Here is a 14,440-nt window from a genome sequence, read left to right as displayed (position 1 = left end):
GGGTGCAGGGAGAACACCGGGTGCGTCGCCCCGTCGGCCGTGTGCTCCCCGAGGGGGAACTCCATGGAATACGTCTCCCGGCCGATGCGCTGGGCCAGGTCCTGCGCCAGGCCGGGGGCGAGGCGGTCCAGTTCGGAGATGGCCAGGAAGACCGGGACGGCAGGGTCGCGGGTCAGCAACTCGGCGTCGCCCGCGACCAGTTCGATGAACTCCGCGGCGGGCACCCGCCGGGTCACCCCGTCGTACGACACGAAGAGGTAGGCCGGGTCGTCGCGGTCCACCTCGGCGCGGACCACGTACGGATACGGCCGGTCCCTCCCCTCCGCGGTCTTCCCGTGCCACGGCGCGTCCACCGTGCCGCCGGGGATGTGGACCTTCGACAGGTCCACGGCGGTGTCCCCCCGCGGCGTGGCCAGCAGATGCCGCCCGGCCGCCGGGCCGCCGACCGTGACCGGGGGCATGGCCGTGGTGGCGGACAGGGCCCGGTCGGTCTCCAGGTGGTAGGCGGCCACCTGGTCCGGGTCGGCCCCGTCGCGGCCGACCGCGTACGCCGCGGCCGTCAGATCCCGCGCCTCGTCCCGCCGTGCGTCGTCCACCTCGGACGGGTCCAGGTGCAGCATCCGCGCGGTGTACGCGTCCAGACCGGCGACGTCGAGCGCGTCCAGCGCCTCGTACGCCTTGACCCGCGCCCAGAACATCTGCGAGCGCTCGTCCTCGCCCACCTCGTCCGGGCCGGACAGCTGGAGGACGTCCGCGATCTCCCGCGCCACGTCCGGGCCGTCCAGCCGGGCGGCGGCCCGGTCCACGGCCTGTGGCAGCGTCACGAAGCCGCTCAGCGGCGTGTCAGGCCCGCTGTCGAGGGCCTGGGCGAGCACCGCGCGGTAGTCGGCCCGGCGCGGGTCGGCCTGCCCCGGGGGCAGCTTGGCGGCAACGACCCGGCGGAGGAGGTCCAGGGTGAACGGGCCCGCCTGCCGGAAACGGGGGTCGTCCCGCCACATCCGCGCCAGCGCGGCGGCCCCGCGCAGCAGCTCCGCGTAGTCGGGGTCCTGCTCGATCCGGACGTCGTCGTCGATCTCGTTCCCGAGCGTCAGTCTCAGCGCCCGCACCAGCTCCAGCGTCTGCTGCCGCGCCTCCTCGGACACCGGCCCCGGGCCGCTGTGCAGCCCGATCGCGCGCGCCCGGCGGTCCAGTTCGCCGGTCTCCGGCTCCGGGAAGAACTCCGCGTACGTCCCCCAGCGCCCCTGGGGGTCGGTCACCAGGGCGCGGACGTACTCGCCGTCGAGGAACGCGACGCCGGAGCGGACGGTGGCGGCGCTCACCTTGTTCCGCATCTCGTTCGCGTAGTGCTGGCCCTGCGGGACCTCCCTGAGCGGGTTGGGCACGAAGGCACCGGGGTTGTTCCGCCCGTAGGCCGTACGGCGCGGGACGGCGCTGTCCTTCGGTGAACCCGACCGGCACGAGACCAGGCCGAGCCAGTCCTCCTGCTTGTCCTGAAGGAGGTTGGTGAAGCTCTTGCGCTTCTTCAGCCACTTGGCGCCCCCGGCGCCCCACGCCCGGTGCGTGGTCCCGTCGTCCAGGGCGAAGGATGTGAAGCCCGCCCCGCCGTGAGCGGCGAAGAACGCCTTCAGCTTCCCCCGGGCGGCCGGTCCGAGGGGGAACGTCTTGGAGTAGGTGCCGGCGGCGAAGTTGAAGTGCACGTACTTCGTCACCTGGTCGAGGTGGCGGTACGCGTCCTCCCGTACGGCCAGCTCCTCGGGCTGGAAGGAAGCGCGGCCGATCTGCCGTGCCGTCAGCTCGCTGGCCAGGGGCGAGGACAGCACATCCTCGTGCCAGTCCTCGTCGTGTTCCCCCTCGTCCGGGTCGGGCAGCATGCCGGGCGGGACGGGGAACCACGCGCCCATCGGGCGCCCGGAAGCCGTGTGGACCGCGAGGGCCAGGCGGCCGTCGTCCGTGGTCATCAGCCGTGCGTCACCGCTGTGCGCCCATACGGTGCGGCCCGTCCGCTCCGCCAGCAGCCGCGCCACGTACTGTTCGCCGTCGGCGGCGAACGGCATGGCCAGCACGATCGGGGCGCCCGCGGGGAGCTTCGCCAGCTCCGGGTCCTTCAGGACCTCCTCCACGAACCGCTCGACGCTCATGGACCGCGTCGTGCGGTCCAGCGCCGGGATCGTCACCCGGTCGCCGTTCATGGTGGCCGCCAGCAGATACGGTGTGGGGCCGCCGTGCCACCTGGGGACTGCCGAATCGAGAATTTTGGGGGTGGCGCCCGACCGCTCCTCCAGGAGGCCGATGGTGTCCGTGTACAGCTCGCTGTCGGGCAGGCCCGTCCAGTTCAGACCCGGGGCCCGGGTGCCGCCCGTGGTGAAACGGTGGTCCGCGTAGCGTTCCGCCTCCTTCTCCGCGCGGTACGCCGCCACCTCCGCCAGGCTGCCCGCCCGGCCGTCCCTCATCGCCAGGTCGGTCACCCCGTACAGGTCCGCGCGCAGGGCGCCCGTGACCGGTGTGGTGTCGTCCAGGCCCAGGACGCGCCTGGCCAGGGCGGCCACAGGGAACGGGTCGTCCCGCAGACCGGGTTCGGCCTGCCGCAGCTCGTCCAGCCGCAGCGCCGTCGCCGAGTTCCGGTGTGCGGTGATCCCGATTGTCACCGGGGCGGAAGCCGGGCTCGGTGACGTCGTGCCGCCGGTCGTCACAAGGATGCCGAAGTCGCGCGCGGACAAGCCCTCGTCGGCCGCGCCGAGGCCGGTCAGCGCCCGGTCGAGGTGGCGCCGGAACACCGCGGCCACCGCGTCGGCCCGTGGGCGGGCGAGCTGCCGGGCCGCTCCGCTGCCGTACCCGGTGATGCGGATCGGGGGCTTGGGCAGCCTCGCCCGCTTGTTCCGCAGGCCGGTCTCGGCCACCCGGGCCGCCAGCCGTGCGATGTCCGCCTCCTGGTCCGCCGACACCTCCGCGGACTGGCCGTCGAACGCCACCGGGGTCGACCGCGGCAGCACGGACGGTCCGGCCGTGGAGGTGGCGGGCGTGGCGGAGGGGGCGGACGGCGCTGTGGTGACCGGAGCGGCGGGCGCATCGCCGACGGGCGCGGTGTGCACCTGATCCGAGTCGATCCGGGCGGCGAGCTTCGCGATCTGGTCCGCGGACAGGCGCGGGGTCGGCGTCGGCGGCGCTGCGGCCGGGGCCGCCGACGGCCGCGCGGATTCGGTGTCGCTGTCGGGCTCGGTGTCGGATTCGGAGCCGGGGGCCGAGTCGAAGACGGTGTCGGTGTCGGAATCGAAGAGGTCCGGCGCGGTGTCCGGCTCCGGAGCCGCGAACGACTCCATCGACGTCGTGAGTTCGATCGTCGTCTGCCGCAGCGCCTCCGGGTCCATGCCGGGCTCCAGGCCCCCGCCACGGCTGCGCGCGGTGAACTGGAGCCCCTCCGTGGTGAGCCGGTCCACCCACGGGGTGTCCCGCGCCTGAAGCCGCATCAGCGCATCGTCCAGGTGATCCTTGAACCACTCCAGGACAACCTCGGCCCGCTCCTGCCCCATCTCCCGCGCCTGATCGGCCGGACCCTCGCCGAACCCGGTGACCACGAACGACGACAACGCCCGCCCGGTCCGCAACTCCGCCAGCACCGACGGCGCCACCTCACTTTTTTTTATCCTCGATGTCCGCCACATCGTCCTCGGACACCATGGCCGAACCCGGATCGAACCGCACCGTCAGCCCCCGCCCCGCGAAGACGGAGTCGACGTCGGTGCCGGACTCGCTGTCGAACCCCCTGTCGGCACGGCGAGGGGCCGGGGGGCGCACCGGGGAGGGGGCGGGCTCCGGATTCTGTGGATCGACGGGGTCCGTGGGGGCCGGTTCGCCGATCACCCAGATCCGTCGGCCGAGGCGCTGGGCCACTGTCTTGATCAGGTCGGGGGCGTGGGCGACGAGTCCCTTGATGTCCAGCAGGATCGGGATCGTCAGGTCCTCGTACGACAGATGCGCGTCGCGGGCCAGCAGCTCGGCGAACTCCTGGGGGGACAGGCTCCTGGTGAGGGGATGGCCCGGGGAGGACTCGAAGGTGACGAGCACCCGGCCCGGGGCCTTCGGATCGACCTTGGCGTGCACGGTGTACGGAACCGGCTTGTCCTCGCCCGTCTGCTTGTCCTTCCCGGCCCACGGAGCGTCCACCGGCCCCGAGGGGGTCCGGACCTTCGACAGGTCCGGGGCCGTGCCGTTCAGGGTCCCCAGGAAATCCCGTCCGGACACCGTGCCCGGGGCCCCGGGCACGGGCAGGGCGGTGGTCTTCGACAGAGCGCCCTTCCTGTCGAGGAGGAACGCGACCATCACGTCCGCGTCGGATCCGTCGAGCCCACCGGCGAACGCCCGCGTGATGAGATCCCGGATGAAGTCGCGCTGCCAGTCGGTCACCAGATCGGCCGAGGGAAGGTCGTAGAGGTGAGCGGTGATCCCTTCGAAGGCGGACGCGTCCCACGCCTCCAGCATCTTGACCCGTGCCCAGAACATCCGGGACCGCTGGCGCGTGCGCACCTCGTCGGGGCCGCGCAAGCGCAGCGCCCGGACGGCCTCACCGACGACGTCCGCGGTGTCGAGCCACTGCGCCGCGTCGTCCAGCGACGAGGGCAGCGTCGCGAAGTCGCTCAGCTTCGTGCCGTCAACGGCGGCGGCCGCCGCCTTCAGCACGTTCCGGTAGTCGGCCTGGCGCACTCGTGTGCCCGCGGGGAGCGTCGCCGCGACGACCCGCTCGAAGAAGTCCAGCGTGAACAGGCCCGCGTTACCGAACCGCGCGTCGCTCAGCCACATCCGGCTCAGCTCGGCGACACCGCGCAGCAGCTCCGCGTACTCCGGGTCCTGGTCGATCCGTACGTCGTCGTCGATCTCCTTGCCCAGCGTCAGCCGCAGCGCCCGCACCAGTCGCAGTGTCGCCGCCCTGGCCACGTCGGGGGCCGGCCCAGGGCCCGAGTGGTACCCGATCTCCCGCGCCCGGCGGTCCAGCTCCTCCTCATCGGGCTCGGGGAAGAACTGCTCGTACGAACCTCGCCGTCCCTGGGCGTCGGTCGTCAGGTATCGGATGTATTCGCCATGGTGGAGGGCCGTTGCATCCAGGAGGACGGTGCAGTTGACCTTGTGCCGGGCCTCGTTCGCGACATGCTGCCCCACGGCGACTTCCGCGAGCGGGTCGGGCACGAAGGAGCCGGGGAAGGAATCGCCGGTGTCGCGGCGGTTCGCGCTGTCCACGCCATGGTCCTGGGGCGAACCGGCGTAGCAGAGGACCAGCTCGATCCAGTCGTCCTTGTCCAGCTCCCGCACACTCCTGCGGCGCGCGATGTACCGCGCCCCGTCTTCGTTCCGGGCGTGGACGTGCTTGCCGTCCTCCAGCGGGAAGACGATGTAGCCGGGCCCGCCGTGCGCGTCGAAGTAGTACCGCCTGGTTCCCGGCTTGCCCGGTCGCGGCAGCGGGAGCAGGCCGCTGACGACCCGCTGCGCGGCGACGTTGTAGTGGGCGTAGTGCTTCATCGCGTCGAGATGACGCTGCTGCGCTTCCATCTGCTTCTTGGCGACCTCCTCCGGACGGATCGCGGTGCGTCCGATGCGCCGCCCCGTCAGGCCGACGAGGGTCCGGTTGACCACCTTGCGCCACCAGCTCGGGCCGTCCGCTGCCACGCCGGGCGCCATGCCGGGCAGGCTGGGGACCCAGTCGCCCTCGATGCGACCGTCGTGGTGGATCACGCCGATGCTGTACGTCTGCGACCCGATGTCGTGGATCGTGACGTCTCCGCTGTGCGCCCACACCGTCAGGCCCGTCCGGTCCGCCAGCTTCTGCGGCAGGTCCAGCCCCCGGTCACCGCCCTGGGGGATGACCAGCACGATCGGGGTGCCCGGAGGCGCTCCGGTCAGCTCCAGGTCCCTGGCGACCAGTTCGACGAACTCGTCGACGGTCAGGGCGCGTGCCGTACCGTCCGGCCACGTCGCCGTCACCCGGTCGTGGCCGCCCTCGGCCACCACCGCGTACGGAAACTGACCCGTCCCCCACGGGGCGTGGCCCCAGCCGTCCGTGTCGAACCCGCCATCGGGACGTTTCCGCAGGATGTCGACCTTGGTGGTGTCCAGTGAGATGACCTTTTCCGGACTCCAGTTGATACCCGCCGCCCGGTGGCCGCCCACCGTGAAGTAGCGCTCCCGCCGGCTGGAGATCACCCCCTTCTCGAAGGCGTGGTAGGCGCCCAGCGCCCCCAGGCTGTCCGTCCAGCCACCCTTGTACGCGTCGACGATCAGCCCGGCGGCCCGTTCGCGTTCGCTGGGGCCCACGGGGGTGTTCGCGGCGCGGTGGAGGACGCGGCGGATCAGAGCGTCCATGTCCAGCGGCGCATCCCGCAGCTCGGGATCGGCCTTGCGCAGGTCGTTCAGCAGGGTCATGGGCGAGACAACCTCGACCGTCACCCGGCGGCGCAGCGCTTCCGCGTCCGCGGACTGCCCGACGTCCCCGCCGGAGCTGCCCCATTCGATGGTGAAGTCATGGGCCGTCAGCTGCTGGTCCGGGGGAACCTTCTTCTGGCGGCGGCTCAGCTCGACGTCCAGGCTCGCCAGGAACTCGACGTACGCGTTGGTCGCGCGCTCCTCGCCTTCGGCCTCCGCCTCCTCGTCCGTGCCCTCGCCGTATCCGGTGAGGATCACGAAGGGCAGGGGCAGGTCGCGGCTACGGCTGCGCAGGCCGTCCCGGGCCACCCGGCCGGCCAGTTCCTCCAGCGACTCCCGGGCGGCCTCGGACAGCTCGGTGTCGTCCGGTTCGAAGGACACCTGCGTCAGCCGAGGCGCGTGGGACCAGAACCCGTCGGCCGAGCTCGTCACGGGCGCGGTGTGCACCGGCAGTGGGACCTGGCCGCCCAGCCCGGGCATCGGCTGCCCGGACGAGGACCGGGTCACCGGCCCGCGCCGGAGCGGCGGCTCCGGCTCGGTGTCGGATGCGGTGTCGGATGCAGTGTCGGATGCGGTGTCCGATGCGCTGTCCTCCGCGGCACTCGACTGCGCCGCGCTGTCCGCCACCACCGTGGCGGGGTGGGCCGTGGCGGGCGCCGGGTCGGTCGGGAGGTCGGTGGACGTGGTGGCGATCGGTGTCGGCGGGGGCGGGGTGGCGGAGGTCTGCGGCTCGGTGGGCGTCGTGGCGCCACCGCGGGCGAGGGGGGCGTGGCCGAGGTTCTTCCGGAGCGTGTCGGCGAGCGCGAGGCCCGTCAGCCCGCGCCCTCAGCAGGTGGTCGCGATCTGCCGTACCGCCGTCGCGTACGTGGGCTCCGGCGTAGCGGGAGTCGCCAGGACGGGAGCCGACGCCAGCGGCAGCACAGGGCGACGGCCCTGTCCCAGGACCGGTCGACTTCGGCGGCGGTCGTCTGCGGTGCGGTGGTGTGTGACGTCGTGGGCTGTGGGGTCGCCTCCGGGTGGGTGTCGCCGTTCAGCGCCGCGTCCTTGAAGTCCGCGTACGCCCCGTCCCACAGGCGCAGCGAGGCGTTGGCCGCCACGGTGTCGACCGCCACCGGCCACGGGGTGGGCGGTGCCATCAGCAGGCGTACGTGGTCGAGCGGGTCCAGCTCGCTGGGGGCTGCGCCCGGGCCGTGCAGCTGGAGCAGGTCCTCCGCCAGAACGTCCGGCACGTCGTCGGGCGTGATCTGGTTGGCGATCCACTCGCGCTGGGCGTCGTTGCGCTGGGGCTGGGGTGGGATGTGGCCGTGCTCGTTCGGACCCGCGGCGTGTGGGGGTATGCCGAGGTCGCGCAACCGGGCGGCGGCGTCCAGCAGTTGGCCGTGCGCCTGCTGGGCGCGGGCCTGGGCGTCCGCGAGCGCGACGGTGGTGTCATTGCCGGTGCCGGTCCCGGGCTGCACCTCGCCGCCGAGCTCGTCGACGGTGCGGAGGGCGTCGGCGTACGCGGTGAGCGCGTCCGCGTAGGTGCCGCGCGCCCGGACGACGGCGTCCTGGCTCTGGGCGCCCGGGACGCCGCTTCCGGGGGTGCGTTCGCTATCGCCGGGGTGCGGCGTGTTCTCGTCGCCGGGGTGGGGTTCCGCGGCGTCGCCCGGCCCTGTGTCCGTGCGCGGCCCGGCCTGCGTTTCCTGCTCTCCCGAACCTTGCTCGAGGCGGGGCTGCCCGGTGGGAGTCTGCTGCGGGAGGGGGTGCGAAGCCGGGGTGTTCGTCGGCATCCCGTTCGGGGACCCGGTGTTGTTCTGCGGGGTGCCCGTGAGGGATTCGGTGGAGTTCTCGGCGGAGTCGAGGTCGCCGTAGTTGGTGAGTTCACTGTCCGGCTGCGAGACGGTGGGGATTTTCGGCAGCGGAGTGTTCAGCGCGGCGGGGTTGTTCAGGGCGCTCGGGCCGGTGACGGCGCTCGGGTTGTTCGCCAGGTTCGGCGTTTTCAGCGCGTCCGGGCCGGTGGGCGTGGCGATGGGGCCCGGCGTGTCCAGCACGGACGCGATGTTCTGGAACTCCGGGGAGGTGGTGAGGGAGTTCGGGTCCTTGAGGAGGTCCGGACTCTTCACATGGTTGCCTACGGCGTCCGGAACGGTCGGGCTCTTCGGCGTGGTGAACGAGTCCGGCGTGTCTCCGGTCGTGCTGCTGTCGTACGACGTGACCGACGAGGTGTCGGAGAAGTTCGCGTCCCCGTCGAAGAGGGACGGCTCGTACGAGGAGATGGACCCGGTGTCCGAGCTGTCGTAGTCGATCGGATCGACCTGGGGCGGCGGTGTGTTGCCGGCTCCGGGGGCAGGGCTGTACGGGGCGGCCGGGACCGAGGAGCCCACGGTCGTGGGTGGGGTGGCGGGGGGTGTGGGCGTGAGGTCCTTCGGACCGGAGGCCGAGGTGACCTTGGAAGGGTTGCCGGGGCCTTCGCTGAGACGCTTGATCAGGATGTCTGCGGTGTTCTTCTGGAACTCGGTGAAGACGTTCCCGTCGGGGAACACCTTGGTGTGCAGGGACCCGGAACTCTGCGCCACGGGCCCGTGCATGAATAGCTCGGATACCCCGCTGAGGCCGGCGCCGACGAGGTCCGTCCAGTTCCATTTGCCCAGGATGATGGCCACGGCGATCGTCTCGCCGAAGCCCTCGGCCAAGAACGCCGACGGGACGTCGAATATCGCGTTGTTCGCGTTGTGCCTGTTGAAAATGTTCTTGAATTGAATCTCGAACTTACCGAAAACATCCTTGCCGAAATTATTCCTGAAGACGTTCGACAGGATGCTCTTGAGGTTGAACGCCCCGGCACCGAGTTGACCGACGAAGAATCCGGCCAGCGCACCGACCGCCGCCGAGATTCCGACGTCTTTCCAGTCGATCCCCCCGGCCTGCTGTTCGGGGGGATTGATGGCCATGGCCGTCAGCTGAACGGCGAGACTCGTAATGGCTTCCTCCATCGCCTGGGTCAGCGACGGGAAGAACTGGATGTACCGCAGGAGACGGTCCACCGTCATCAGGATCGCCAGCCTGGCCCTCATCCGGGCCAGGATCATCTCCGAAGCCGAGGCACCACCGGTGAACACGGAGACCGCCGCCAGGATCGCCAGCTCCAGGATCAACGCGATGATCTCGGCGATGATCTCGAAGTGCGCCTTCTGGATCTGTAGGGACAGCTTGCCCTGATTGTCGGCGAACAGGTCCATCTGCTGCGCGAACCGCTGAAAGGCGTCTGCGCCGTTTCTGTTCACCACCTGGGACAACGACTGCTCATAGGCGTCGGCCACATTCGGCGGGAGGGAGTCCCTCACCTCGGTGATCGAGTCCAGAATCCGCCCGCGCATGTCGAGGATCCAGGAACCGAGTTCCGTGTAGAGGTCACGGCTGACCCAGGCCTTGCCCGCCTTGGCCTGAAGCGGCTTTGTGCCGAGCAGGGCGAAGAGCAGGCCGTCGACCTCTTCGGGATACTCGATGTCGTACATCTAGCGCTTCCCGTGGCCACCGTCACGGTAGTTGTCCGCGTTCACCCTGGCCTCGTTGATCCGGTCCCCGACCGCCCCCTGGTTCAGCCCGATGCTGCGCAGACTCTCGAGCACGGCCGACTCCAGTCCGACCATGAACTGGTCCACGCCGTCGATGAATCCTTCGCAGCTCTCGTTCTGAGCCAGCCACTGCGGCTCGGTCTTCTGGAAGAACTCGTCGTCGTCTCCGTTCCAGTCGTCGACCCCGTCCCTCAGGCGCCTGAACCGGGCCTTCGCCTCCTTCGGTGCCTCCGCGTTCTCTCGGATCCCGTGAAGGGCCCGCTTCATGCCCGGGGGATTCGCCTCGTAATTGTTGTAGATCATTGCCGATCACCTTCCCAGCGCATCAGTCGGAATCTTCGTGGATCTCGTCGCGCAGCCGGTTCTTGCTCGCTCGACCGGAACCGGGCTGACCGCCGTCGAGCGCCGATCCGAAGACCCGGTTCCAGTCGAGGTCGACACCCCGGCGCATCGACCCCTCAGGGCCCGGCCGGGTAAAGGGCTCGAAGGTGTCCATCACCCGGCGGGCCATCTGTGCGCGTCCTTGCTGGACGGCCTCCAAGATGGAGGCGGCAAGCTGGGGGCCCGTCATGTTCTGGTGCTTGTTGTCGAGGAACTTCAGCCCCGTCAACTCGCCCTGGCCACCGACGGTCGCTTCCACCACGCGGTCGTTCGAGCGCACCGTCGCCGAAGCCTGACGGAGATCCGCCTCCGCCCGTGCGACGGCGGCCTGGGTGGCCTGGAGCTCGGCCATGGCCTGGGCAATGCGCTCCTGTAGCGGTTCGGACAACGGACACTCCTGCTCAGGGTCAGATGTCGATCACTGTTGCAACATCGGGGCAAAGAAGGGGACTTGGAGACGTACTAGCGTCCGATCACGGCCGGCGAACCTCCCTCGTCGGTGCCCCAGACGTCGTCCTCCTCCGGCTCCCAGACCTCGCGCTCGCGGTCGCTGCTCTCGGTCTCCGTCTGTCCGGGTGCGCCACCGCCGCCCATCGGGGCAGGAACGGGTTACTGCCGCTGGTGCTGACGGCCTGCCGGTCCTCGTACACGCCGCCCTTGCCGCGCGGGATGGGGGCGTTCCGGCGGTTGCTGACCACGTCGCCGTTGTCGATGACGTTGCGGACGCGTTCGGAGGAGCCGCCCTCGCCGCCCTTGCCTCCCCCCATGCCGCCCATTCCGCCCATGGGCATGCCGCCCATCGGCATCCCGCCGGGGCTACCGCCCATGGAGCTGGGCATCGGGCCGCTGTTCAGTGGAGTGCCGCCACCCGCCTTCGGGGATCCTCCGTCGGCGGACTGGCCGGGATTTCTGAGCGACGGTTCCTGGTACGGCTTGTCGTCGTACAACTCCTCCTCGTAGGAGTGGTTGCCGTAGTCGTAGGAGGTCGGGTTGTTGAGCGGGCCGCCCGGGTGGGAGCTGCCTCCGGGGCCGTTGTACTGGTAGTCGGGGAGCGCGTTGTCGGGGTTGTTCAGATAGCCCGTGGTCGAGGTGCCGTCCGGACTGATGATCGAGGTGGCGCCGGTGTCCGGGTCCACACGGGTGGTGCTGCCGTCGGGGTACTCGGTGACCACCTGACCCTGGGGGTCCAGGCGGGTGGTGCTGCCGCCGGGGTTGGTCAGGGAATCGTCCGAGTTGAGCGGTCCGGAGTAATGGGAGCCGTCCGGCCGGGTGATGGTCGACGTCTGGGTGTGCGGGTCGATCACGGACTTGCTGCCGTCCGGGAATTCCGTCACGACACGGCCCTGGGAATCCAGGTGCGACTGACTGCCGTCCGGGTTGGTCAGCGAGTCGTCGCCGTTGACCGGGCCGGAGATTTCCGGCGAGAGGTGGTTGAAGTCATTGCTGTTCAGCTGAGTCGGATCGCCATTGTTGTGCTGGCCCAAATCGCCATTGTTCAGTGATCCATTGAGCTTGAGCTGTTGCTTCTGGTACTCGTCCTGCTTCTGCTGCTGTTGCTGCTGGAGCTCTTCCTGCCGCTTCTGCTGCTCCTCTTGGGCCTTCTCCTGCTTCTGCTGGTACTCGTCCTGCTTCTGTTCGGCCTCCTTCTGCTGTTGCTCCTGCTTCTGCTCCTGCTCTTGGCGGATCTGCTCCTGCTTCTGCTCCGCCTCGGCCTGCTTCTGCTCCGCCTCCTTCTGCTGCTCCTCCTGCTTCTGCTCCTGCTCCTGGCGGATCTGCTCCTGCTTCTGCTCCGCCTCGGCCTGCTTCTGCTCCGCCTCCTTCTGCTGCTGTTCCTGCTTCTGCTCCTGCTCTTGGCGGATCTGCTCCTGCTTGGCCTCGGCCTGCTTCTGCTGTTCTTCCTGCTTCTTCTGCTGCTCTTCCTGCTTCTGTTCGGCCTCCTTCTCCTTCTGTTCCTGCTTGGCCTCCTGCTCCGCCTGCTTCTGCTCCGCCTCCTTCTCCTTCTGTTCCTGCTTCGCCTCCTGCTCCTGCTGGAGCTGTTCCTGCTTGGCCTCCTGCTCCGCCTGCTGCTTCGCCTGTTCCTTGTCCCGCTTCTCCTGCTCGGCCTTCTGCTGATTGACCTGCTGGACCTGGAACGCCTGAGCCTGCTTCTGCGCCTCGTCCTGCTTGGCCTGCTGTTCGGCCTGCTTCTGCTCGGCCTCCTTCTCCTTCTGCTCCTGCTTCGCCTCCTGCTCCTGGCGGATCTGCTCCTGCTTGGCCTCCTGCTCCGCCTGCTTCTGCTCCGCCTCCTTCTGCTGCTGTTCCTGTTTCTTCTCCTGCTCCTGGCGGATCTGCTCCTGCTTCGCCTCCTGCTCTGCCTGCTTCTGCTCCGCCTCCTTCTCCTTCTGCTCCTGCTTGGCCTCCTGTTCGGCCTGCTTCTGCTCCTGCTCCTTCTCCTTCTGGGCGGCCTTCTCCTCGGCCTCCTTCTCCTTCTGGTCCTGCTTGGCCTGGAGCGCGGCCGCCTTCTCCTCGGCCTCCTTCTCCTTCTGCTCCTGCTTGGCCTCCTGCTCCTTCTCCTTCTTCTCCTGCGCGGCCTTTTCCTCGGCGTACTTCTTGTCGGCCGCTGCCTTGTCCGCAGCCGCCTTGTCGTCCGCGGCCTTCTTATCGGCCGCGTACTTCGCGTCCGCCGCCGCCTTGTCTGCGGCCGCCTTGTCCTCCGCGGCCTTCTTATCGGCCGCGTACTTGTCGTCCGCCGCCTTCTTGTCCTTCGCCGCCTTGTCCTCGGCGTCCTTCTTGTCCTTGAAGGCCTTGTCCTCTTGGAACGACTCGTTAAGGCCCTTGTCGCCCTTGGTCCGGATGGAGCCCAGGTCGAAGTGCGACGATCCCCAGGCGGCCGCCAGATCCTTCAGCGCCTGCTCTGCGGGGTCGATCAGATCGGTCTTGATCTTCGCTTCCCAGTTGGCGATGGCCTGTTCGCTGACTCTCTTCCAGGTCTCCAGCTCCTTCATGTCGCCGTACGATTTCAGATCGCCGTCATAGGCGTCCTGCGAAAACCCTGCCGCCGTGCTGTAGTCCCAGTACCCGCCGCCGCCGTAGTAGCCGCCGCTGTACTCCCAATCGGCGTTGACCTTGGTCAGATTGCGGAGCCAGGTCTGGTCGGCTATCTCCCCCAACAGATCGACGAGCGGCCGCAGCGGGTTGCCACCCGCCAGTTTCCAGTCGTCCCACTTGTTGTAGATCTTCCGGGCCTGTTTCTCGAGGTCGTCCCCCGCCTGCCGAAGCATCTTGCCCTGCTTGGACACTCCGCCGATGGCTTCCATGTCGTCGGCGTAGTGCCCGTATCGACGGCCGAGTTCATGGATGAGGTCCCAGAAGACGCCGGCCGCCATCCCCTTCCACGCCTCGTTCTGGTCCAGGCCCACCTTGTTCTGCCACTCGGTCATGGTGGCGTTACTGTCCCAGAAGAACTTCGCGACCCGGTCGAAGGCATCCGCCGCCATGTCGAAGGACCCCAGACGGACACCCTCGTCGAGCGGGATTTCAGCGCTGCCGCCCCACGAGAACCCGAGGGTTCCATTGGGCTCCTCCAGCAGTGCTTTCAGCGCGTTGCCCGTCCCGTAGGCGTAACTGGTCAGGTCCCAGGTGTTCCAGACCGTCCCCGTGTCGCTCGGCTTGAAGTGGCCGTCCTCAAGCTCTTGGCCGTACTTGCTCTTTATCTCGCCACCCACGGCCTCGCCGCTGCTCGGGCCGTCAGCACTCTTGAAGCCGATCAGCGTGAAGCGGGCCTTGTAGTAATGGACGGTGCCACTGTCGTTCGTGTAGAAGGGGATGACGAAGTCGGTGTTCTGGATGTCCCAGCCGGCATTGTCGACCATCCAGTTGAAGTCGTCCGCGTCGACGGTCTGGACGGATCCCTGCTTGGTGATCTCGACCCTCATCTGCTTGATACCGTCGTTGCCGACCAGCGCGTTGAACAGATCGCGCCTCGAGGGCACGTCATACCCGGTGAAGAGATTGACAGCCTTCGCCCAGTAGTCGTCGTACTCTTTGTCATCGGCCATGACAGACAAGGCTCCATCGGAAGGGGAATCTACAAGCAGGGAGAGACGTTACGACGTCTG

6 protein-coding genes are annotated in these 14,440 nt (G+C 69.2%); all 6 read right to left on the bottom strand.

Annotated features, from left to right (window positions below):
• Nucleotides 1–3,626: lonely Cys domain-containing protein (locus SSOG_RS45125; protein ID WP_039940301.1), on the bottom strand; the 3,626-nt coding region annotated here is incomplete at its 3' end.
• Between the two features lies 1 nt (nt 3,627).
• Entirely contained in the window at nt 3,628–6,840 is a 3,213-nt protein-coding gene (locus SSOG_RS45120) for a lonely Cys domain-containing protein (RefSeq protein WP_167542554.1), read from the bottom strand.
• A gap of 380 nt (nt 6,841–7,220) precedes the next feature.
• Nucleotides 7,221–9,902: a serine/arginine repetitive matrix protein 1 gene (locus SSOG_RS45115; RefSeq protein WP_009721019.1), complete on the bottom strand. Its 2,682-nt coding sequence runs from the start codon at nt 9,900–9,902 to the stop codon at nt 7,221–7,223.
• Entirely contained in the window at nt 9,903–10,265 is a 363-nt protein-coding gene (locus SSOG_RS45110; RefSeq protein WP_009721018.1) for a hypothetical protein, read from the bottom strand.
• Nucleotides 10,266–10,287: 22 nt separating this feature from the next.
• A complete protein-coding gene (locus SSOG_RS45105; RefSeq protein WP_009721017.1) occupies nt 10,288–10,731 on the bottom strand; it encodes a YbaB/EbfC family nucleoid-associated protein in 444 nt (147 codons plus the stop codon).
• An 85-nt stretch (nt 10,732–10,816) separates the two neighbouring features.
• Complete coding sequence (locus SSOG_RS52915) at nt 10,817–14,380, bottom strand: AAWKG family protein (RefSeq protein WP_009721016.1); 3,564 nt, start codon at nt 14,378–14,380, stop codon at nt 10,817–10,819.
• Between the last annotated feature and the right edge of the window lie 60 nt (nt 14,381–14,440).

The sequence above is a fragment of the Streptomyces himastatinicus ATCC 53653 genome, assembly GCF_000158915.1.
Classification (GTDB): Bacteria; Actinomycetota; Actinomycetes; order Streptomycetales; family Streptomycetaceae; genus Streptomyces; species Streptomyces himastatinicus.
Note: the sequence above shows the minus strand (reverse complement) of the source record. Positions and strands in the feature narration are given on the sequence as shown.

Coding starts and splice junctions, on each gene's coding strand:
- SSOG_RS45115 (WP_009721019.1), bottom strand. CDS start 9,902: ATGTACGACATCGAGTATCCCGAAGAGGTCGACGGCCTGCTCTTCGCC.
- SSOG_RS52915 (WP_009721016.1), bottom strand. CDS start 14,380: ATGGCCGATGACAAAGAGTACGACGACTACTGGGCGAAGGCTGTCAAT.
- SSOG_RS45110 (WP_009721018.1), bottom strand. CDS start 10,265: ATGATCTACAACAATTACGAGGCGAATCCCCCGGGCATGAAGCGGGCC.